Below are 20,672 nucleotides of genomic sequence, written 5' to 3' on the forward strand. Positions count from 1 at the left end.
GAATCCATGCGAACAGATTACGACGTCGCCGTCGTCGGCGGCGGATTGCTCGGCTCCGCCATCGCCTGGGGCCTCGGCCGGCTCGGAAAGACGGTGGCCGTGCTCGACGAAGGCGACATCACCAAGCGTGCCTCGCGTGCCAACTTTGCGCTGGTCTGGGTCCAGAGCAAGGGCTTGGGCATGCCGGCCTATACCGTCTGGACGGTGCAGGCGTCACAAGCATGGGGGAGGCTTGCCTCCGAGCTGAAGCAGCAGACCGGCCTGGATGTCTCTCTTCAGCAGAATGGCGGCTTTCATCTCACGCTCGGCGAAGACGAGTTCGGCCACCGCACTGAGCTGGTCAAGCGCATGCACAACCAGACGGGCGCCGCCGACTACAAGATGGAGATGCTGCCGGCGTCCGAGGTCAAGAAGGTGCTGCCGCTGATCGGGCCTGAAGTCTCCGGCGGCAGTTATTGTCCGCTCGACGGGCACGTCAATTCGCTGCGCACGTTTCGTGCGTTCCACACCGGCTTTAGGGCATTCGGCATCGACTATCTTCCGGAGCGTCCAGTCTCGGCGATCAGCAAGAGTGGCGACGAATTCCGCCTGACGACGCCGCAGGGCGAACTCCGTGCCGCCAAGATCGTGCTCGCCGCCGGCAATGCCAACCAGACGCTGGCGCCGATGGTCGGTCTCTACGCCCCGATGGGCCCGACCCGTGGCCAGATCGTAGTGACCGAACGCACCATGCCGTTCCTGCCGCATCCGCTGACCACGATCCGTCAGACCGACGAGGGCACGGTGATGATCGGCGACAGCAAGGAAGACGAGCTCGACGATCGCACGCTGAAGCACTCGATCAGCGCCGTGATGACCGATCGTGCCCAGCGCATGTTCCCGCATCTCGCGCGGCTCAACGTGGTCAGGAGCTGGGCCGGCATTCGCGTCATGCCGCAGGACGGCTTTCCGATCTACGACCAGTCGGAGACGCATCCCGGCGCTTTCGTCGCCTGCTGCCATTCCGGCGTGACGCTCGCCTCCAACCACGCCTTCGAGATCGCACGCATGGTTGCGCAGGGCGCGCTCGAGCCCGAGCTGGTCGGCGCGTTTTCAGCCAGTCGGTTTAGCGCCGCCGGTGCTGCGAACAACAGCGGCTACTAGCGACATTGAAGGAACCAAGATGTTCAAACGATCCGAACAGGACAAGCGGCCGCCAGTGCAGATCTTCGTCGACGGCGTTGCCGTCGCGGCGCGGCAGGGCGATACCGTCTCCGCAGCGCTACTGGCTTCGAACTGCGATGCCCGCCGTTCGACCGCGGTGAGCGGTGCGCCGCGTCTGCCCTATTGCATGATGGGCGTGTGCTTCGACTGCCTCGTCACCATCGACGGCGTCGGCAACCGCCAGGGCTGCCTTGTGCCCGTCGCCGAGGGCATGCAGGTCGAGATCCAGAAGGGCAAGCGGGAGATCGGAAAATGACTGTGGCTCCCAAGCGCGAAGACTACGATGTGGTGGTGGTCGGCGCCGGGCCTGCCGGCCTCGCCGCCGCCGCGACATCCGCCGAAGCCGGCCTGTCGACGTTGCTGCTCGACGAGAATATCGGCCCCGGCGGCCAGGTGTTTCGTGCCATCGCCTCGACGCCCGTGACCGACCGCAAACAGCTCGGTGAGGACTATTGGGTCGGTTCCGATCTCGTGCAGGCGCTGCGCGCAGGCAACGCCGAGGTCATTCACCGCGCCACGGTCTGGAGCCTCGACCGCAACCTCGAGATCGCGGTCTCGATCGGCGGCGCCTCGGCCTTCGTCAAGGCGAAACGCGTGATCCTCGCGACCGGCGCGCTGGAGCGGCCATTCCCGATTCCCGGCTGGACGCTGCCGGGCGTGATGACCGCGGGCGCCGCGCAGACGATGTTGAAATCATCGGCCCTGGTGCCGGATGGCCGTACGGTGATCGCAGGACAGGGGCCGCTGCTCTGGCTCCTCGCCGCGCAGATATTGCGTCTCGGCGGCCGCATCGATCGCATTCTCGACACCACCGAGCGCGGCAATTATTTCGCGGCTCTTCCCCACGCCTTCGCCTTCCTGACGTCGCCCTATTTCGCCAAGGGCCTGTCAATGATGCGCGAGGTGAAGGCGAAGGTGCAGGTCGTCTCCGGCGTCACCGGGCTTTCGGCATCTGGCGACGGCCAGCTCGCGAGCGTGAGCTATGTCGCCGGCGGCAAGCGCGAGACCGTCCTTGCGGATCTCTTGCTGCTGCATCAGGGCGTCGTGCCTAACGTCAACCTGGCGATGGCGGCCGGAATCGAGCATCGCTGGGATGATCTGCAATTGTGCTGGTCTCCGGTGCTCGATGCCCGCGGCAATTCGTCGGTCGCCGGCATTGCGATCGCCGGCGATGGCGCCGGCATCGGCGGCGCGAACGCAGCCGTGGTGCGCGGCCGCATCGCTGCGCGCGCGGCAGTGGAGGCATTGGCGCCTGCGGCTGCGACAAAGCTTGCGACGATGGCGACGCTCCGCGCCGATCTCGCCAAGGCCGAACGTGGCCGCGTTTTCCTCGACACGCTGTTCCGTCCGGCGCCGCAGTTCCGCATTCCCGCGGGCGACACCATCGTCTGTCGCTGCGAGGAGGTCACCGCAAAGGATATTCTCGACGCCGTCGCGATCGGCGCGACCGGGCCGAACCAGCTCAAGGCCTATCGCCGCACCGGCATGGGGCCGTGCCAGGGCCGGCTCTGCGGCCTCACCGTCACCGAGCTGATGGCGCAGGCGCGGGGCAAGAGCCCGCAGGAGATCGGCTATTACCGGCTGCGCGCGCCGGTCAAGCCGATCACGCTCGCCGAGCTTGCCGCGGTTCCGAAGAGCGAAGACGACATCAAGGCGGTGGTGCGCGGATGACGAAAAACGTGGATGCGATCGTCGTCGGCGGCGGCATCCACGGGTGCTCGACTGCGCTGCATCTGTGTCTCGCCGGCCTGAAGCCCGTGCTGATCGAGAAGGACTATTCCGGCCGGCACGCCTCCGGCGTCAACGCCGGCGGCGTGCGCCAGCTTGCGCGGCACATCCCCGAAATCCCGCTGTCGATCCGCTCGATGGGAATTTGGGAGAAGATCGCCGATCTCCTCGACGACGATTGCAGCTTTGAGAGCTATGGCCAGGTCCTCGTCGCCGAGAACGAGGAGGAACTCGCGGTCTGCCGCGCACGTGTGGTCGAGCTCAACGCGCTCGGCTTCACCCACGAGGAGCTGATCGATGCGGCCGAGTTGCGGCGCCTTGTGCCTGCGGTCGCCGAGACCTGTCCCGGCGGTGTGGTCTCGCGCCGCGACGGCGCCGCCAATCCCGCGCAGGCGACGACGGCGTTCCGTCGCAAGGCGGAGCAGCTCGGTGCGACCGTGCGCGAGGGCATTGCCGCCACGAACATCCGGCACACCGATGGCCTCTGGCACGTCGATGTCGGCGCCGAGAGCTTTGCCGCGCCGGTGCTCGTCAATGCCGCCGGCGCCTGGGCCGGGACCATCGCAGCGGCGCTCGGTGAGCCCGTTCCGGTCGAGACCGTGGCGCCGATGCTGATGATCACTTCGCGCGTGCCGCATTTCATCGACCCCGTCGTGATCCTGCGCGGGCGAAAACTGTCGTTCAAGCAATTCAAGAACGGCACGGTGCTGATCGGCGGCGGCCATCTGGCGACGCCCTATCAGGATCGCAACGAGACGGTGCTGGACTGGAAAAGCCTCGCGACCAGCGCGCGCACCGTATTCGAACTTTTCCCGGTGATGCGCGACGCGACGATCGTCCGCGCCTGGGCCGGCATCGAGGCCAAGACGAAGGACGATCTGCCCGTGTTCGGGCCGAGCAGCCGCCACAAGGGCCTCTATCACCAGTTCGGCTTCTCGCTCCACGGTTTCCAGCTCGGCCCCGGCGCGGGCGCCGTCATGGCGGAGCTGATTGTCAATGGCGGCACCCAGACCCGCATCGGCGATCTCGGCATCGACCGTTTCCATCCCTCCACGCTCTAGCAACAAGAGGACATCATGAGCATCACCCGCAGCATCCGCACGCCCATCATGCACCGCGCCGTCGAAGCCAACGGCTTCGTCTTCATTGGCGGCACCATCGCCGACGACACCTCGGTGTCGATGGGCGAGCAGACCCGCAACATCCTCGGCAAGATCGCGGGCTATCTGAAGGAAGCGGGCACCGACAAGTCGCGCGTTGTGAGCACCTCGATCTTTGTCACGGATCTTTCCAAGAAGAAGGAGATGGACGCGGTCTGGACCGAGTTCTTCGGCGACAATCTGCCGACCCGTGCCACCGTCGGCGTCGCCGATCTCGGCGGCAGCGCGCTGATCGAGGTCGTGGTCACCGCGCTCAAGGGCTGATCGCGCAAGCCGCGGCGGACGTCGGCGCTCCGCGCGCCGTCGCCCCTGCGAGCCTCGCCTTGATCTCGCGCTTTGATGGGAATAGTTAGAAGCTCCTCAAACAGGATATTCGAGAGCCATGGATTTTACCCCGACCGCAATGCCGACCTGCCTTGCTCACGGGGAATTCCATGCCTGCTTCAATCATCCTGTCGAACCTGTCGCTGTCCACGCCTGACGGCCGTCCTCTTCTCTCCGACATCGATCTGACGTTCCGCGCCGAGCGGACCGGCCTCGTCGGCCGCAACGGCGTCGGGAAGACGACGCTGCTCGCGTCGATCTCGCGCGAGCACATCGCCCAGTCGGGACGCGTTGCCATCAACGGAACCGTTGGTCTGCTGCGCCAGGATGTCCAGCCGCTTGCGGGCGCGAAGGTGATCGATCTGTTCGGTGTGCGAGCCGCGCTCGATCTCCTTCGCCGTGCCGAGCGCGGGGATGCCTCGGCTGAGGAGGTCACCGAGGTCGATTGGACCCTCGAAACGCGCCTTGCATCCGCCCTTGCGCGTGTCGGTTTCGAGGTCGCTCCGGAGATCGATCTCGCCAGGCTGTCGGGCGGGCAGATCACGCGGGTTCGTCTCGCCGCGCTGATCTTCGCGGAGCCGGACTTCCTGTTGCTCGACGAGCCCACCAACAATCTCGATCGGGAGGGGCGCGCGGCCGTGATCGATTTCCTTGGTTCCTGGCGCGGTGGGGCGATTGTCGTCAGCCACGATCGGAGCCTGCTCGAAACGATGGATGCGATCGTCGAGCTGACGTCGCTCGGAGCCACGCGATACGGCGGCAATTGGAGCAGTTATCGCGGGCAGAAAGCCGTCGCTCTCGCGGCTGTCAGGCACGACCTCGCGCATGCCGAGAGGCGGCTGTCCGCGATCGATGGGAACGCGCAGCGGGCTGCGGAGAGGAAAGCGCGCAAGGACAGCGGGGGTAAGAAGAAGCGCGCCAAGGGCGACATGCCGCGAATCCTGGCCGGCGCGCGCAAGGACCGCAGCGAAGACACCGGCGGCAAGAACGCGCAGATCGCCGAGCGGCGGCGTGCGGATGCGCTTGAGGCCCTCGACACGGCACGCCGGCGCATCGAGATTCTTCAGCCGCTGTCGGTGAAGCTGCCCTCGACTCAGCTGCCGGCCGGCAGGGAGGTAGTCTGGCTCGATTGTGTCAGTGCCGGCTATCGGCCGGACCGGGAAGTCTTGCGCGAGCTATCGCTCGCGATCGTCGGTCCGGAGCGCTTGGCAATTGTCGGGCCCAACGGTTCCGGCAAGACGACGCTGCTGAAACTCATCGCTGGCGAACTACGTCCGCTCTCCGGCACCGTGCGGGTCAGGCCCGACCTTGCGCTGTTCGATCAGAAGGTCAGCCTGCTCGATCCCGCGGTCTCTATCCTGGACAATTTCAGGCGCTTCCATCCGAAGGCGGGTGCAAATGAATGCCATGCCGCGCTGGCCCGTTCATGTTTCGCGCCGATGCCGCCTTGCAGATCGTAGGACATTTGAGCGGCGGGCAGATGTTTCGCGCCGGCCTCGCCTGCGTGCTGGGCGGAGCGATGCCGCCGTCCTTGCTGATCCTCGACGAGCCGACCAATCATTTGGACATTGAGGCAATCGAAGCCGTCGAAGCGGGCTTGAGGGCCTATGACGGCGCGCTGCTCGTCGTCAGTCATGACGAGGCGTTCTTGCAGGCGATCGGGATCACGCGCAGGGTCGAACTGGCCGGCTAAGTCCGCTGCCCATCGTTGATTAACAAAAACCCGACGCCCTGCCCCCAGCGCGTCGGGTGAAAAAAATGACTATCAATCCGTGATCCCAACGCAGCAGTTGTGACTCGCGTTGCGCCAATTTACCACTCCGGGAAACTACCGCGTTGGAACCGGACTCCGCCAAACCTGCGCGGCTTAGGAGGCGGCGCTGCCGCCCGGTTCAAGCGCCTCACCCATCTCCAGCGGATGGGCCATGGCCTCGTGCAGCGCATCACGGTCGAGCTCGCCTTCGGAGATGCTGATGACGACGCAGGCGACACCGTTACCGATCAGATTGGTGAGCGCGCGGCACTCGCTCATGAACTTGTCGATGCCGACCAGGATCGCGATCGACTGGATCGGGATGTCCGGCACGATCGAGAGCGTTGCCGCGAGCGTGATGAAGCCCGCCCCGGTCACGCCCGAGGCGCCCTTCGAGGTGATCATGGCGATGCCGAGAATGCCGAGCTCCTGCCAGATGGTCAGATGGGTATTGGTCGCCTGCGCCAGGAATAGCGTCGCCAGCGTCATGTAGATGTTGGTGCCGTCGAGGTTGAAGCTGTAGCCGGTTGGAATGACGAGGCCGACCACCGAACGCGAGGCGCCGAGATGCTCCATCTTCTGGATCATCTGCGGCAGCACCGTCTCCGACGACGAGGTGCCGAGCACGATCAGGAGCTCGTCCTTGATGTAGGCGATGAAGCGCAGGATCGAGAAGCCGGCGAGCCTTGCGATCGCCCCCAGCACGACCAGCACGAACAGCATGCTGGTGAGATAGAACGTACCGATCAGGGCGGCCAGGTTGAGCAGCGAACCGAGGCCGTAGGCGCCGACGGTGAAGGCCATCGCGCCGAACGCCCCGATCGGGGCGACGCGCACGATGATGCGGATGATGCCGAAGAACATCTTTGCGGCCTTGTCGATCGCTTCCGCAATGGGCTCGCCGGCCTTGCCGAGAAAGGCGATGGCGAAGCCCGACAGGATCGAGATCAGCAGCACCTGCAACAGATCGCCGCGTGCGATGGCGCCCAGATAGCTGTCGGGGATGATCGCCATCAGATGGGCGACGATGCCTTCTTCCTTGGCCTTGGTGACGTAGGTCGCCACCGATTTCGGGTCGATCGTGGCGGGATCGATATTGAAGCCATGTCCGGGCTGGAGCACCTCGCCGACCAGCAGGCCGACCGCGAGCGCCACGGTCGAGACGGTCTCGAAATAGATCAGCGACTTCAGCCCGACCCGGCCGACGCGCTTGAGGTCGCCCATCGAGGAGATGCCGTGCACCACCGTGCAGAAGATCACCGGCGCGATCATCATCTTGATCAGCGCGATGAAACCGTCACCGAGCGGCTTCAGGGCCTTGCCGAGATCGGGATAGAAATAGCCGACGAGCACCCCGAGCACGATCGCGATCAGCACCTGGATGTAGAGGATCTTGTACCAGGGCTGGTGCCGCCGGTGGATGGCTGGCTGGATCGCGATCTGTGTCATAGAATAGGCCCCGGAACGTATTGATCTTGTTTGATTTGCATCATGTGATGGCCGCCGCAGAAGCGACAATCACATTTTTGTCTGTTCGCACGAAGATCGGTCGCTGCACCGCAACTGGGGGGAACATGCCGATTGCAACGGGCTCCGACGAGCGAGCGCAAGGCTATTTCCCGCATTGGACTCTGAAGTCCTCCGGCGTGATCATGCCCGAGGAGCGGCTGCCGCTTGGCCAGACCGTGGTCTCCGGTCTCCAGCATTGCGTCGCAATGTCGGGCTCGACGATCATCGCGCCGCTGCTGATGGGGTTCGATCCCAATGTTGCGGTGCTGTTTTCCGGCATCGGCACGCTGATCTTCTTCGTCATCGTCGCGGGGCGCGTGCCGAGCTATCTCGGCTCGAGCTTCGCGTTCATCGCGGTCGTGATCGCCGCAACCGGTTACGTTGGGCACGGGCCGAACCCGAACCTGTCGGTTGCGCTTGGCGGCATTGTCGGAGCCGGCGTCCTCTACGGCGTGATCGCGCTGATCGTGATGTGGTCGGGAGTTGGCTGGATCGAGAAGCTGTTGCCGCCGGCCGTCACCGGCGCCGTGGTCGCCGCGATCGGCCTTAATCTCGCGCCGGTGGCGGTGAAGGCCGTGAGCGCCAATGCGTTCGACACGGGAATCGGGCTCGCGACCGTTCTGATCATCGGCGTGGTTGCCGTTGGCGCGCCTGGCCTGTGGCGCCGCCTGCCGATCATTCTCGGCGCGATCGGCGGATATCTTTTGTACCTGCTGTTCGCGAACGGCTTTGGCTTCGGCAAGCCGATCGACTTCACGCAAGTTTCGGCCGCGCCGTGGATCGGCCTGCCGAGTTTTACCACGCCGACCTTCCAGACCGATGCGATCGTTCTGATCGCGCCGGTCGCGATCATCCTCGTCGCCGAGAACCTCGGTCACATCAAGGCAGTCGGCGCCATGACGGGCCGGAGCCTCGATGACTATCTCGGCCGCGCCTTGCTCGCCGACAGCCTCGCGACCATCGTGGCGGCCTGCGGCGGCGGCACCGGCGTTACCACCTATGCTGAAAACATCGGCGTCATGGCGGCGACGAAGGTCTATTCGACCTTGCTGTTTGCCTTCGCGGCCCTGGTGTCGATCGTGCTCGGCTTCTCGCCGAAGTTCGGCGCGCTGGTCCTGTCGATCCCGGGCCCTGTCATCGGTGGACTCTCGATCGTGCTGTTCGGATTGATCGCCGCGATGGCCGGCCGGATCTGGGTCGAGAACAAGATCGACTTCTCAAGTCCGGCAAACCTGATCACCGTCGCGGTCGCGCTCACCGCAGGCGCCGGAGACCTCACGCTCAAATTCGGTGCCTTCACCATCGGCGGGATCGGCACCGCAACCTTTGGCGCCATCATCCTGTACCAAATTTTGACATCGCCATTCGCGCGCCGCGCTGAATGAATCGCAGCGATGCGCTGAGGGATGGAACAAAAGGCCGGTTCCGTCGCTGATCAGGGCATCCCGGAGAGAACCCATGCCACAAACCGATCGCTCGACCTCGTTTCACTCGCGTCTTGTCGGCCAGTACGCGCTGGTGACCGGCGCCTCCCAAGGCATTGGCCGTGCCGTCGCAATCCGGCTCGCGCAGGAAGGTGCGACCGTCGCCATCAACTATGTCGATCACCCTGAAAAGGCCGAGGAGACGCTCGCGCTGGCACGGACGGCATCGAGCGATCGGGGCCACGGCAAGCTCGATCATGCCATCGTCAAGGCCGACGTGAGCAATGAGCAGGAGGTCGCCGCGATGTTCGAGATGGTTTTGGCGCGCTGGAAGCGCCTCGACTGTCTCGTCAACAATGCCGGCTTCCAGCGGGAATCGCCGAGCGAGTCGCTCGACATCGAAACCTATCGCCGCATCATCGACGTCAATCTCAACGGCGCCGTATTCTGCGCCCAGAAGGCGCTCGCGCATTTCGTGGCGCGCGGCGCAGGCGGCAGCATCATCAATTGCTCCAGCGTGCACCAGATCATCCCGAAACCCGGCTATCTCGCTTATTCCATCAGCAAGGGCGGCATGGCCAATCTGACGCGCACGCTGGCGCTGGAATTCGCGAGCCGTGGCATTCGCGTCAATGCGGTAGGTCCCGGCGCGATCGACACCCCGATCAACGCGGCCTGGACCGGCGATCCGGAAAAGCGCAGTGTGGTCACCAGCCACATTCCGCTCGGCCGCGTCGGCACGCCGGAAGAGATCGCGGCCGTGTTCGCCTTCCTCGCCTCCGATGAAGCCAGCTACGTCACCGGCCAGACCATCTACGCCTGTGGAGGTCTGACGCTGTTTCCCGAGTTTCGCGACAACTGGGCGAGCTAGCGGGCGTCCTGGCCCATCTGGCAAAACCGAGCGCAGCAGACTACATCTGCGCCATGACAAATCATCCGCTCCGCGATTTCGTCGGCCGGCACGAAAATCTGTTCGTGCTGACCGGCGCCGGCTGCAGCACCAATTCGGGCATTCCCGATTATCGCGACAGTCACGGCAATTGGAAGCGGACCCAGCCCGTGAACTTCCAGGCTTTCATGTCGGAAGAGCATACGCGTCGGCGCTATTGGGCGCGCAGCCTGATCGGCTGGCGGCGGTTCGGCCAAGCGAGGCCGAACGATGCGCATCACGCGCTTGCCCGGCTCGAGGCGAGCGGGCGTTGCGGAATGCTGCTGACCCAGAACGTCGACCGGCTGCATCAGTCCGCCGGCCACCGCCAGGTAATCGACCTGCACGGCCGGCTCGATCTGGTCCGCTGCATGGACTGCGGCCAAAAGACGCCGCGGAGCGAATTCCAGGAGATGCTCGGCGGCGCCAATGCGGAATGGTTGACGCTCGATGCCGCCGATGCACCCGACGGTGATGCGGACCTGGAGCATGCGGATTTTTCGTCATTCAAGGTGCCTCCTTGCGAAGCCTGCGGCGGCATCCTCAAGCCCGATGTCGTGTTCTTCGGCGAGAACGTCCCGCGCGACGTCGTCGCTACCGCGCAGGATCATCTGGCGCAGGCCGACGCCATGCTCATCGTCGGCTCGTCCCTGATGGTCTATTCCGGTTTCCGCTTCGTGCAGGCTGCCGCGCACCGGCAAATCCCGATCGCTGCGGTCAATCTCGGACGCACCCGCGCCGATGATCTCCTCACGCTGAAGGTCGAGGAGCGCTGCGAAGCGGCGCTTGCATTCCTGCTCTGATGGCGCAGGCTGCGAACGCGCCTTGCCTATTGCATAGGTGCCAAGCAGAATAGCTGGACACAGCATGTTCCTGTCGTCCATGGCATGGAAATTGCTGCGCTTTTGTCCTCAGTCTTGACGATCAGCACGGAGAATTTGGAATGCTTGAGGGAGCCGAGGTGCGGCTTGCCGTTGATATCGGTGGCACGTTCACCGACATCGTGCTGGACGTGGGCGAGGTGCGCAAGACGCGCAAATTGCTGACGACACCGCAGCGGCCGGAAGAGGCGGTGCTGGACGGCATGCGACTCATTCTCGCTGATGCGCGCGCCCATATCAGCGACATCGACGTCTTCATTCACGGCACGACGCTCGCGACCAATGCCATCATCGAGCGTCGCGGCGCCAAGACGGCGTTGATCGCGACCGAGGGCTTTCGCGACGTGCTCGATATCGGCACCGAGAGCCGCTACGACCAGTATGACCTCAGCATCGACAAGCCCAAGCCGCTGGCGCCGCGATCCCTGCGCTTCACCGTGCCCGAGCGTATCGACGCCCACGGTGCCGTCCGCCTCCCGCTGGACGAAGCGGCGGTGCGTGCGCTCGCGCCAAGATTGCGCGCGCTGAATGTCGAGAGCGTCGCGGTCGCCTTCCTGCACTCCTACGCCAATCCCGAGCACGAGCGCCGCACGGCCGCGATCATCAGCGAGGAGATGCCCGGCATTTCCGTGACCGTGTCTTCCGCGGTGTGCCCGGAGATCCGCGAATATGAGCGCACATCGACTGCGGTGGCCAACGCCTATGTGCAGCCCCTGATCGATGGTTATCTCGCCCGCATGTCCGACGCCTTGCAGGTCGAGCAGTACCGCGGCGCGATCTATCTCGTCACCTCCGGCGGCGGTGTCACCTCGATCGAGACGGCGCGGCGCTTTCCGGTGCGTCTCGTCGAATCCGGTCCGGCCGGCGGCGCCATTTTCGCGGCGCAGATCGCGGCGCGTCTCGGCGAGAGCAAGGTGCTGTCCTTCGACATGGGCGGCACCACGGCAAAGATCTGTCTGATCGAAAAATACCAGCCCGAGACCTCGCGCGTGTTCGAGGTCGATCGCGCCGCGCGCTTCCTGAAAGGTTCGGGTCTGCCGGTGCGGATTCCCGTGATCGAGATGGTCGAGATCGGCGCCGGCGGCGGCTCGATCGCCCATGTCGACGCGATGAAGCGCGTCACGGTCGGCCCCGAGAGTGCCTCCTCGGAGCCCGGACCCGCCTGCTACGGCCGCGGCGGCCTGCGCCCCGCCGTGACGGATGCCGACGTTGCGCTCGGCCTGATCGACCCCGACGCTTTTGCGGGTGGAACGATCAAGCTCGACCCTGAGCTATCGAAGCAGGCGCTGCTGCGCGCCGTGGGCGAGCCGCTGGGTCTGTCGGCTGAGACTGCGGCCTATGCCGTGCACGAGGTCGTCTGCGAGAACATGGCGAGTGCGGCCCGCGTGCATGCGGTCGAGCGCGGCGAGATTGTCGGTCAGCATACGCTGATCGCCTTCGGGGGCGCGGCACCGCTGCATGCGGCGCGCGTCGCCGAAAAGATCGGCGTCTCCCGCGTGATCGTCCCTTCCAATGCCGGCGTCGGCTCGGCCGTTGGCTTCCTTGCGGCTCCGATCGCCTACGAGCTGGTGCGCAGCCGTCATGTCCGGCTCGACGATTTCGACACCGATGGTGTTTCCGACCTGCTCCAGGAGATGGTGACCGAAGCGCGTACGCTGGTCGAAACGGGTGCGGCCGGTGCGCCGGTGCGCGAGCGCCGCGCCGCCTTCATGCGCTATGTCGGCCAGGGCCATGAGATCTCGATCGAACTGCCGAACCGCCGGTTGGCGACGGCCGACCTGGCCGGACTGCGCCAGAAGTTCGAGGCGGATTATGCGGCGATGTTCGAGCGGTCGATCCCGGGTGCGGCAATCGAGGTGTTGAGCTGGTCCGTGCTCGCGACGACCGAGGCGCGCAATCCGGCTATGGTCGCGGCCGTTACGCGCAAGCCCGCCGGGAAGGCGACCGGCAGCCGCAAGTTCTTCGATGGTAGGGCAGGGGAGGTGATCGAGATCCCGCTCTATCGCCGTGAAGACATGGCGCCTGGTGCAACCATTGCAGGACCCGCGGTGATCGCGGAGGACGAGACCTCGACCTTCGTCTCCAACAGTTTTGATGCCCATATTGACGGTGCCGGCAGCATCGTCATGGAACGGAAGGCAGCCTGATCATGAGCAAGGCAAGCGGCGCGAGCCTGATCGACCTTCAGATCATGTGGCACCGGCTGATCGCCGTGGTCGAGGAGCAGGCGCAGGTGCTGCTCCGCACCGCCTTCAGCCCGATCGTGCGCGAATGCGGCGACCTCTCGGCCGGCGTGTTCGACCTCAAGGGACGGATGCTGGCGCAGGCGGTGACCGGCACCCCCGGCCACGTCAACTCGATGGCGGAATCGGTCAAGCATTTCATCGCCCACTTTCCGATCGAGACGATGAAGGAGGGCGACGCCTACATCACCAACGATCCATGGATGGGCACCGGCCATCTCAACGATTTCGTCGTCACCACGCCCTGCTTCAAGGACGGCAAGCCGGTGGCGCTGTTTTCCTGCACCAGCCATCTCATGGACATCGGCGGCATCGGCTTCGGGCCCGACGCCACCGACGTGTTCATGGAGGGGCTCTACATCCCCATGCTGAAGCTGATCGACCGGGGCGTCGTCAACGAGACGCTGATGGCGATGATCCGCACCAACACGCGGCTGCCGATCGACACCGAGGGCGACACCTACTCGCTTGCCGGCTGCAACGACGTCGGCTGCGAGCGCCTGGTCGAGATGATGACCGAGTTCGGCATCGACACGCTCGACGCACTCGGCGACTACATTTGCGACCGCTCGCGCGAGGCCGTGCTGGCTGAGATCGCCAAGCTGCCGAAGGGCACCTGGCGCAACACCATGGTGGTCGACGGCTATGATGCGCCGGTCTCGCTTGAGGCGACGCTGACCATCTCGGACGCGGGCATTCACGTCGCTTTCGACGGCACCTCGGCCGCGTCCAGGTTCGGCATCAACGTGCCTCTGTCCTACACCATCGCCTACACCGTGTTCGGTCTCGGCTGCGTCGTCGCCTCCCAGATCCCGAACAATGCCGGCTCGCTCTCGCCGCTGACGGTGTCGGCTCCCCCTGGCGCAATCCTCAATGCGCCGAAGCCGGCGCCGGTCGCCTCGCGCCATATCATCGGCCAGATGCTGCCCGACGTCGTGTTCGGCTGCCTGCGCCAGATCATTCCCGAGCGCGTGCCCGCGGAAGGCACCTCGTGCCTGTGGAATCTCAATGTGCGCGGACAGACCCGCTCGGGCGCCGGCGGCAATTACGGGTTCTCGATGGCGGTGACCTCCAATGGCGGCACCGGCGCGCGCTTCGCGAAGGATGGGCTGTCCGCGACCGCCTATCCCAGCGGTGTGCGCGGCACGCCGGTCGAGATCGCCGAGACGCAGACGCCGCTGATCTTCTGGCGCAAGGAACTGCGGCCGGATTCCGGCGGGGCAGGGCGCACCCGCGGCGGCCTCGGCCAGATCATCGAGGTCGGCAGCGGCGTCGATGCGCCGTTCGACATTCTGGCGGCGTTCGACCGCATCGATCATCCGCCACGCGGCCGCGATGGCGGCAAGAACGGCGAGGCCGGCTATGTCGGCCTGAAGTCCGGCAAGAAGCTGCGTGGAAAAGGCTTTCAGCAGGTGCCGCCGGACGATCGGCTGGTGGTGCTCACACCAGGCGGCGCCGGCATCGGCGATCCCAGGGAGCGCGCGCCGACAGCCGTCAACGACGACATCGAAAGCGGCCTCGTGTCTGCCGACAACGCGGTTGCAGTTTATGGGCATACGCGATGACGCTTCAGGCGTCGTGCGCGTAGCAAACGGAGGGGCCTAATGATCACGCGACGGAATTTTACAGCGGGCGCAGCGACACTGCTCGCAGCCGGCCACATTTCGACCCGCGCGCGAGCTGCGACGGTGAGCTGGGACATGTCGACGGTATGGCCCGACGGCAATTTCCACACCCAGAACGCGTTTGCCTTCGCCGACGAGGTGAAGAAGCAGACGGGTGGCTCGGTCGCGATCACCGTGAAGGCCGGCGGACAGCTCGGCTTCAAGGGCCCCGAGCATCTGCGCGCCGTGCGCGACGGCCTGGTGCCGCTTGCCGACGTCCTCAACATCCAGCAGGTCGGCGACGAGCCCTTCATGGGCGTCGAAAGCATTCCCTTTCTCTGCGGCTCCATGGACGAATTGAAGGTGCTGCACAAATATGTGCGGCCCGAATACGAGAAGGTCGCCGCGCGCAACAACCAGAAGATCCTCTACATCGTGCCCTGGCCGACGCAGTATCTGCACCTCAAGGTCAAGGTCGCCGATGTCGACGGCTTGAAGAACATCAAGATCCGCGTGCCCGACAAGAACGCCGTCGACATGCTGGCCGTGGTCGGCATGGCGCCGGTGATGATTCCCTGGGGCGAGACCATCCCGGCGCTGGCCTCGGGCGCGGTCGCCGGCGTCTCCACCTCGGCGGTGTCGGGCGTCGACGGAAAATTCTGGGAATTCTTGAAATACATCTACCCGACCAATCACGTCTGGTCGTCGCAGATGCTCACCGTCAACCTCGATTCCTGGAAGGCGCTGAGTGCCGATCAGCAACAGCTCGTCGCGGGCATTGCCGCCAAGATGGAGCCGGGCTTCTGGGCGAACTCGCTCAAGGCCGACGTCGACAGCCTCAACCGGCTCAAGGAAGGCGGCATGGAGGTGGTGCCGGTCTCGGAGGCCATGATCACGGACATTCGCGCCAAGACCGCGCCGCAGCTTGACGCTTTCGTCAAGCGCGTGCCTGCGGCCGACAAGCCGGTGCGGGCCTATCTCGCCGAAATGAAGCGCTGAGGCCATGGTCAGCGTTTCGCCCGCAGCTCCGCATAGTCTCAACGCAGCGGCGCCGGCGCCGCTGCGCATCCTGCTCGACGGCATCGATCGTCTTGGCCGGCTGGACGGCTGGATCGGCGGCGGCTGCCTCTTGATGCTGACGCTGCTGATGCTGTGCGAGGTCGCAACGCGCTTCCTCTCGAACTTCCTGCCGTTCTTTCCGCCCACGATCTCGATCGCGTGGGAGTATTCCTCCTATCTGATGGCGGCGTCCTTCACCTTCGGCGCAGCCATGACCCTGCGCGTTGGCGGCCATATCCGCGTCGTGTTGCTGCTGAAGAACGTCCCGGCCCCGTTTCAGCGCGCGATCGAAATCCTGTCGGCCGCCGCCGGCTTCGCCTTCATGGCCTTCCTGACATCGTCGATGGCGAAGTTCGCCTTCGGCGCCTATGTACGCGGCCAGGTTTCGACCTCGAGCGATACCCCGCTGTGGTTTCCGCAGGCCGTCGTCGCCTTCGGCATGTTGCTGCTGACGCTCCAGTTCCTGGCGCGCGCGATCCAGGCCGTGCTCGGCCTGCCGCTGGAGGATCATCGCATGAAGGCCTCGCCCGTCGAATGATTGCCCACGCGCTAGCCAGCGGACACCGCATTTCATGACCATCGAAGTCGTTGCTCTCTTTGCGATCCTGTTCGCGCTTCTGGCGTGCGGCGTCTGGATCGGCCTGACGCTAGCGCTCACTGCGACGCTGCTGCTCGCGATGTTCCGCTCGATCCCGCTCGACAAGCTGCTGCCGCAATACGCCTGGAACATCTTGACGACGCAGGAATTGCTGGCGTTGCCACTGTTCATCCTGATGGGCGAGTTGCTGTTTCGCACCCGCTTGTCACGTTCGCTGTTCCAGGGGCTCGCGCCCTGGGCAGGGCTTCTGCCGGGTCGTCTTCTGCATGTGAACGTGATCGGCTGCACCATCTTCGCGGCGATCTCCGGCTCGTCGGCGGCGACGACGCAGGTGATCGGCCGCATGTCGCTCAACGAACTCACACGCCGCGGCTATTCCCGCGACATCGCGATCGGCTCGCTCGCCGGCGCCGGCACGCTCGGCTTTTTGATCCCGCCGTCCAACATCATGATCATCTATGGCGTGCTCGGCGACGTTTCTATTCTCAAGCTCTTTACCGCCGGCGTGCTGCCCGGCCTCCTGCTGGCGGCCACCTTCATGGGATGGGTGATGCTGCACACGACGTTCAACCGCACGCTGGTGCCGGAGTCCGAGGCAAAGCTCTCGCAGGTGCCGTGGCGCGAACGTTTTGCGGCGCTGAAGGACCTCGCGCCGGCGCTGTTCCTGATCGCCTGCGTGCTCGGCTCGATGTATGGCGGGCTGGCCACGCCGTCGGAGGCCGCCGCGGTCGGCGTGCTCGGCGCGGCACTGGTCGCCTGGGCGCAGGGCTCGATGTCGCAGCAGGTGATCCGCGACGTGCTGATCGGCTCGGTCGTGACCTGCTCGATGATCGCACTGATCGTGCTCGGCGCCTCGATCCTCGGCAACGCCGCGGCCTTCCTCGGAATCCCGCAGGCGGTCGCCGCCTTCGTGAAAGGCTTGGGGCTATCGCCCTTCATGCTGATCGTGGTTCTGATTATCTTCTACCTGATCCTCGGCTGCTTCCTCGACGGCTTCTCGATGATCGTGATGACGCTGCCGATCGTGCTGCCGATCGTGAAGGGCGCGGGCTTCGACGAGATCTGGTTCGGCATCTTCCTCGTGCTCGCCGTCGAGATGGCCCAGATCACGCCGCCGGTTGGTTTCAACCTGTTCGTGATCCAGGGCTTGACCGACGACGGCCTCGGCTACATCGCGCGGGTCACGATGCCGTACCTGCTCATCATGGTCGGCTTCGTTCTGCTGCTGACGCTCTGGCCCGGCATCGTCACGATCCTCCCGAGGGTGCTGTACGGATAGATTGCGCCGCCCCGGCCGCTCAGCCGGGACGGCGCCTCAATCGTCAAAGCTTACGCCGCGGCCTTCTTCCGCGCCTGCTCGGCCTTGTACAGCTCGAACTCTTCCGCGATCGCCTTGGCGATCGACGGCCGTTGACGCAGGCGTTCGTAATAGGCCTTCACATTTGGCCATTTCGCGAGCTCGATCGGCGGCGTCGCCATGGTCCAGTTGATGACCGTGATGAGATAGGCGTCGGCGACGCTGAAATGGTCGAGCAGGAAGTCGCGCCCCTTCAGGTAATTGTCGAGATAGTCCAGCCGCGACAGGTTCTTCTCCAGCGCATACGCTTTCGTTTCCTGCGGCGCCTTGCGGTCGAGCACCGGGATGAACAGGCCCTTGTGTAACTCGGTCCCGATGAAGCAGAGCCATTGATGCAGCCGCGTGCGCTCGATCCCCGCTGCGGCGCCGAGGCCCGATTGCGGGAAACGGTCGGCGATATATTGCAGGATCGCGGCGTTCTCGGTCAGCACCACGCCCTCGTCGGTGCGCAGTGTCGGCACCAGGCCTATCGGGTTCACGGTTCGAAAGTCAGTGCTGTCGCTCAGCACTGTCTTGGTCGGCGGATCGACTTCGAGATAATTGGCTTCGGCGCCGGCTTCATACAGCGCGACGCGGCTCGCCATCGAACAGGCGAGCGGCGAGAAATAAAGATCCATCTTGAGCCTCCTTGGGCAATTCCTCGATGTGACTTTCGGAGTGTCGCTCAACCTGGCCAGATTGATTTTTGTACTGTCTTGCATATTATAAAGACGGTCAAGGATTAAATTGCGAGATGGTACAAAAATCGAAGCCGCCAGCTGCTGCCACGGAGCCTAAACGTCGCGGCCGTCCGCGCGCCTATGAACCCGACATCGCGCTTGGCAAGGCGCTCGACCTGTTCCGCACGCAGGGTTTCGCGGCGACCTCGCTCGACGATCTCAGCGAAGCCACCGGCATGAATCGCCCGAGCCTCTATGGCGCCTTCGGCGACAAGCGCGAGCTCTACATCAAGAGCTATCAGCGCTACCGCGAGGACGCGCGCGCATCGATGGTGGAGATCTTTCGCCAGGAGATGCCCGTGCGCCGGCGGCTGGAACGCATCTTCGCTTCCGCGCTGAACATTTATCTCTCCGGCGAGACCGGCCCGCGCGGCTGCTTCACCGTGGTCACAGCGGCCTCCGAAGCGGTCGGCGATCCCGATATCCGGGCCATGGTGCTCGATGGCCTCAACGAACTCGACAAGGCATTTGCGAGTTGCTTCCGCCGCGCCAAGGAGAAAGGCGAGTTGCCCGACAGCGCCGATCCCGCTGTGCTGGCGCAGCTCGCTTCAGCGACGGTGCACTCAATTGCCATCCGCTCCCGCGCCCGCGTATCGCGGAAGGAGCTTGAGGCGATCGTGAAGGGGGCGATCGACATGATGGTAGGAGGAAAGAGCTAGGCGGTTGCGTGCCGCGAGCTATCTCTCAAACGTCGTCCTGGCGAAAGCCAGGACCCATAGCAACCGAATTTGGTTTGGCGAAGATTCGGAGTTGCCGCCGTCGCGCCGCAGCTCCAGGACGACACTGAGTTTGTAGCCCCGCCTACGCCGCGCGAATATGCGCCAGGAAACGATCCACCTCGTCGCGCAGCCGCTGCGATTGTTTCGACAGCTCGATCGCCGAGCCCAGGACTTCCTCCGCCGCTGTTCCCGTCGCGGCGATGCCGGCGGTGACGCCCGCGATGTTTTGCGAGACCTCGCCGGTGCGGGCGGCCGCCTGCTGGACGTTCTGCGCGATCTCCTGCGTCGCGGTGCCCTGCTGGCCGACGGCGGCGGCAATCGCGGCGGAGATCTCGTCGACTTCCTGGATCGTTGCGCAGATCGATTGGATGCCGTCCACTGCGCCGGTGGTCTCGCCTTGTACCGCCGTCACCTGGGCGCCGATCTCCTCGGTCGCCTTGGCGGTCTGGGTTGCCAGCGCCTTCACCTCGGAGGCAACCACCGCAAAGCCGCGGCCGGCTTCGCCCGCGCGCGCCGCCTCGATCGTCGCGTTGAGTGCCAGCAGATTGGTTTGCTCGGCGATGCCGCTGATGAAGGAGACGACGTCGCCGATTTTTTGCGCAGCGTCGGCCAGAGTCTGCACGCGCTCGTTCGACCGTCGCCCGTCGCTCGCAGCTTTGCCGACTACCGCGGTCGCGTGCGCAAGGCGCCGGCTGATCTCGGCCATCGACGACGACAGCTCTTCCGCGGCGGCAGCAACCGTCTGCACATTCTCCGAGGCGAGCGCCGAGGCCGACGACACCGTGCCGGTCTGCTGCCGTGACCGCTCGACGATATCGGACATCGAGCGCGCGGTGTTCTCCATCTCGACCGCGGCCGAGGAGACCGTGGTGACGACGTCGCGGATGCTGGCTTCGAAATTGTCGGCGAGAGCGGCGAAGGCGCGCCGTTTCTCCGCTTCGGATTGCGTCTTAGTGTCGGCCTGTTCGGTCTGGAGCCGGTTGAAGTTGACGGCGTTGTCGCGGAACACCGCGACAGCCTTGATCATCGCGCCGACCTCGTCATTCGCTTTGCTGACGGGGACAGTGACATCGAGGTGTCCGTCGGCCAGCTCGCGCATCACGGTGGTGATGGAAATGATCGGACGCGAGATGCTGCGGGCGATGAGATAGCCGACGATGGCGGCGAGCACGAGCCCGAGCGCGGCGATGCCGAATGCCAGCAGCCAGGCTCGGTCGGCGGAGGCCACATAGTCGGCATTGTCCATCACCAGTTCGACCGCGCCGAGGGACTTACCGGAAAAATCCCTGATCGGTCCGAGCAGCGCGGCCACTGGCGTGGTGTCGAGCTTGGCCTGTCGTATCGTGAAGTCGCCGCCGGCGGCGGGGGGGGGGGGGGGGGGGGGGGGGCGGGCGCGGGGGCCGCGCGGGGGGGGGGGGCGCGCCCGGGGGCCCCCCCCCCCCCCCCGGCGGGGGTGGGGGGGG

17 protein-coding genes and 1 pseudogene are annotated in these 20,672 nt (G+C 65.1%); 15 read left to right on the plus strand and 3 right to left on the minus strand.

Annotated elements, in window-relative coordinates; translation table 11 throughout:
- The first annotated feature begins 6 nt into the window (after positions 1-6).
- From AC0L3K_RS30455 to AC0L3K_RS30480, 6 genes and pseudogenes are all read left to right on the plus strand, one after another.
- The gene (locus AC0L3K_RS30455; RefSeq protein ID WP_473367424.1) at positions 7-1,143 is read left to right on the plus strand and encodes an NAD(P)/FAD-dependent oxidoreductase; all 1,137 of its coding nucleotides are present in this window, start codon (positions 7-9) and stop codon (positions 1,141-1,143) included.
- 19 nt (positions 1,144-1,162) lie between these two features.
- Positions 1,163-1,459 carry a (2Fe-2S)-binding protein gene (locus tag AC0L3K_RS30460; RefSeq protein ID WP_007596376.1) on the plus strand — a complete coding sequence of 99 codons (297 nt, stop codon included), beginning with the start codon at positions 1,163-1,165 and terminating at the stop codon, positions 1,457-1,459.
- Positions 1,456-2,874 carry an FAD/NAD(P)-dependent oxidoreductase gene (locus AC0L3K_RS30465; protein ID WP_473367425.1) on the plus strand — a complete coding sequence of 473 codons (1,419 nt, stop codon included), beginning with the start codon at positions 1,456-1,458 and terminating at the stop codon, positions 2,872-2,874. Before AC0L3K_RS30460 ends, AC0L3K_RS30465 begins: the two co-directional genes overlap by 4 nt.
- Positions 2,871-3,992, plus strand: a complete 1,122-nt coding sequence (locus AC0L3K_RS30470) for an NAD(P)/FAD-dependent oxidoreductase (RefSeq protein ID WP_473367426.1) — start codon at positions 2,871-2,873, stop codon at positions 3,990-3,992. The genes AC0L3K_RS30465 and AC0L3K_RS30470 overlap by 4 nt, the downstream gene beginning before the upstream one ends.
- A 15-nt stretch (positions 3,993-4,007) precedes the next feature.
- Positions 4,008-4,355 carry a RidA family protein gene (locus AC0L3K_RS30475; RefSeq protein WP_007596366.1) on the plus strand — a complete coding sequence of 116 codons (348 nt, stop codon included), beginning with the start codon at positions 4,008-4,010 and terminating at the stop codon, positions 4,353-4,355.
- A gap of 170 nt (positions 4,356-4,525) precedes the next feature.
- Positions 4,526-6,108 (plus strand): annotated as a pseudogene (locus tag AC0L3K_RS30480) (ABC-F family ATP-binding cassette domain-containing protein).
- 174 nt (positions 6,109-6,282) lie between these two features.
- Here the strand turns inward: AC0L3K_RS30480 and AC0L3K_RS30485 are convergent.
- Positions 6,283-7,617, minus strand: coding sequence for a dicarboxylate/amino acid:cation symporter (locus AC0L3K_RS30485; protein ID WP_473367427.1), 1,335 nt, complete (start codon positions 7,615-7,617; stop codon positions 6,283-6,285).
- Between the two features lie 125 nt (positions 7,618-7,742).
- Here AC0L3K_RS30485 and AC0L3K_RS30490 point away from each other — a divergent pair, with 125 nt between their 5' ends.
- From AC0L3K_RS30490 to AC0L3K_RS30525, 8 genes are all read left to right on the plus strand, one after another.
- Positions 7,743-9,062 (plus strand): solute carrier family 23 protein, encoded by a 1,320-nt coding sequence (locus AC0L3K_RS30490; RefSeq protein WP_473367428.1) that lies wholly within the window; start codon positions 7,743-7,745, stop codon positions 9,060-9,062.
- A 73-nt stretch (positions 9,063-9,135) separates the two neighbouring features.
- Positions 9,136-9,972: an SDR family oxidoreductase gene (locus AC0L3K_RS30495; protein ID WP_473367429.1), complete on the plus strand. Its 837-nt coding sequence runs from the start codon at positions 9,136-9,138 to the stop codon at positions 9,970-9,972.
- A 53-nt stretch (positions 9,973-10,025) separates the two neighbouring features.
- Positions 10,026-10,832 (plus strand): NAD-dependent protein deacetylase, encoded by an 807-nt coding sequence (locus tag AC0L3K_RS30500; protein ID WP_473367430.1) that lies wholly within the window; start codon positions 10,026-10,028, stop codon positions 10,830-10,832.
- Positions 10,833-10,972: 140 nt separating this feature from the next.
- Complete coding sequence (locus AC0L3K_RS30505) at positions 10,973-13,057, plus strand: hydantoinase/oxoprolinase family protein (RefSeq protein ID WP_473367431.1); 2,085 nt, start codon at positions 10,973-10,975, stop codon at positions 13,055-13,057.
- 2 nt (positions 13,058-13,059) lie between these two features.
- Entirely contained in the window at positions 13,060-14,718 is a 1,659-nt protein-coding gene (locus AC0L3K_RS30510) for a hydantoinase B/oxoprolinase family protein (protein WP_473367432.1), read from the plus strand.
- A 39-nt stretch (positions 14,719-14,757) separates the two neighbouring features.
- On the plus strand, positions 14,758-15,756 hold the full coding sequence (locus AC0L3K_RS30515; RefSeq protein ID WP_473367433.1) for a TRAP transporter substrate-binding protein: 999 nt from the start codon (positions 14,758-14,760) through the stop codon (positions 15,754-15,756).
- Positions 15,757-15,760: 4 nt separating this feature from the next.
- Positions 15,761-16,354, plus strand: coding sequence for a TRAP transporter small permease subunit (locus tag AC0L3K_RS30520; protein ID WP_007596347.1), 594 nt, complete (start codon positions 15,761-15,763; stop codon positions 16,352-16,354).
- 34 nt (positions 16,355-16,388) lie between these two features.
- Positions 16,389-17,693, plus strand: coding sequence for a TRAP transporter large permease (locus AC0L3K_RS30525; RefSeq protein WP_473367434.1), 1,305 nt, complete (start codon positions 16,389-16,391; stop codon positions 17,691-17,693).
- 50 nt (positions 17,694-17,743) lie between these two features.
- Here the strand turns inward: AC0L3K_RS30525 and AC0L3K_RS30530 are convergent, their stop codons facing one another.
- Positions 17,744-18,388: a glutathione binding-like protein gene (locus tag AC0L3K_RS30530; protein WP_473367435.1), complete on the minus strand. Its 645-nt coding sequence runs from the start codon at positions 18,386-18,388 to the stop codon at positions 17,744-17,746.
- 116 nt (positions 18,389-18,504) lie between these two features.
- Between AC0L3K_RS30530 and AC0L3K_RS30535 the strand changes: the two genes are divergently transcribed.
- A complete protein-coding gene (locus AC0L3K_RS30535; protein ID WP_473367436.1) occupies positions 18,505-19,149 on the plus strand; it encodes a TetR/AcrR family transcriptional regulator in 645 nt (214 codons plus the stop codon).
- Positions 19,150-19,291: 142 nt separating this feature from the next.
- Here AC0L3K_RS30535 and AC0L3K_RS30540 read toward each other — a convergent pair.
- The coding region (locus AC0L3K_RS30540; protein ID WP_473367437.1) for a methyl-accepting chemotaxis protein at positions 19,292-20,672 on the minus strand (1,381 nt) is incomplete at its 5' end.

This window comes from Bradyrhizobium sp. MI1.10 (genome assembly GCF_055811035.1).

Excerpts from the sequence above, each read along its gene's own strand:
- AC0L3K_RS30500 (WP_473367430.1), top strand. The coding sequence starts at position 10,026 with ATGACAAATCATCCGCTCCGCGATTTCGTCGGCCGGCACGAAAATCTG.
- AC0L3K_RS30460 (WP_007596376.1), top strand. The coding sequence starts at position 1,163 with ATGTTCAAACGATCCGAACAGGACAAGCGGCCGCCAGTGCAGATCTTC.
- AC0L3K_RS30505 (WP_473367431.1), top strand. The coding sequence starts at position 10,973 with ATGCTTGAGGGAGCCGAGGTGCGGCTTGCCGTTGATATCGGTGGCACG.
- AC0L3K_RS30470 (WP_473367426.1), top strand. The coding sequence starts at position 2,871 with ATGACGAAAAACGTGGATGCGATCGTCGTCGGCGGCGGCATCCACGGG.
- AC0L3K_RS30535 (WP_473367436.1), top strand. The coding sequence starts at position 18,505 with ATGGTACAAAAATCGAAGCCGCCAGCTGCTGCCACGGAGCCTAAACGT.
- AC0L3K_RS30530 (WP_473367435.1), bottom strand. The coding sequence starts at position 18,388 with ATGGATCTTTATTTCTCGCCGCTCGCCTGTTCGATGGCGAGCCGCGTC.
- AC0L3K_RS30455 (WP_473367424.1), top strand. The coding sequence starts at position 7 with ATGCGAACAGATTACGACGTCGCCGTCGTCGGCGGCGGATTGCTCGGC.
- AC0L3K_RS30485 (WP_473367427.1), bottom strand. The coding sequence starts at position 7,617 with ATGACACAGATCGCGATCCAGCCAGCCATCCACCGGCGGCACCAGCCC.
- AC0L3K_RS30495 (WP_473367429.1), top strand. The coding sequence starts at position 9,136 with ATGCCACAAACCGATCGCTCGACCTCGTTTCACTCGCGTCTTGTCGGC.
- AC0L3K_RS30490 (WP_473367428.1), top strand. The coding sequence starts at position 7,743 with ATGCCGATTGCAACGGGCTCCGACGAGCGAGCGCAAGGCTATTTCCCG.
- AC0L3K_RS30525 (WP_473367434.1), top strand. The coding sequence starts at position 16,389 with ATGACCATCGAAGTCGTTGCTCTCTTTGCGATCCTGTTCGCGCTTCTG.
- AC0L3K_RS30520 (WP_007596347.1), top strand. The coding sequence starts at position 15,761 with ATGGTCAGCGTTTCGCCCGCAGCTCCGCATAGTCTCAACGCAGCGGCG.
- AC0L3K_RS30510 (WP_473367432.1), top strand. The coding sequence starts at position 13,060 with ATGAGCAAGGCAAGCGGCGCGAGCCTGATCGACCTTCAGATCATGTGG.
- AC0L3K_RS30475 (WP_007596366.1), top strand. The coding sequence starts at position 4,008 with ATGAGCATCACCCGCAGCATCCGCACGCCCATCATGCACCGCGCCGTC.
- AC0L3K_RS30465 (WP_473367425.1), top strand. The coding sequence starts at position 1,456 with ATGACTGTGGCTCCCAAGCGCGAAGACTACGATGTGGTGGTGGTCGGC.
- AC0L3K_RS30515 (WP_473367433.1), top strand. The coding sequence starts at position 14,758 with ATGATCACGCGACGGAATTTTACAGCGGGCGCAGCGACACTGCTCGCA.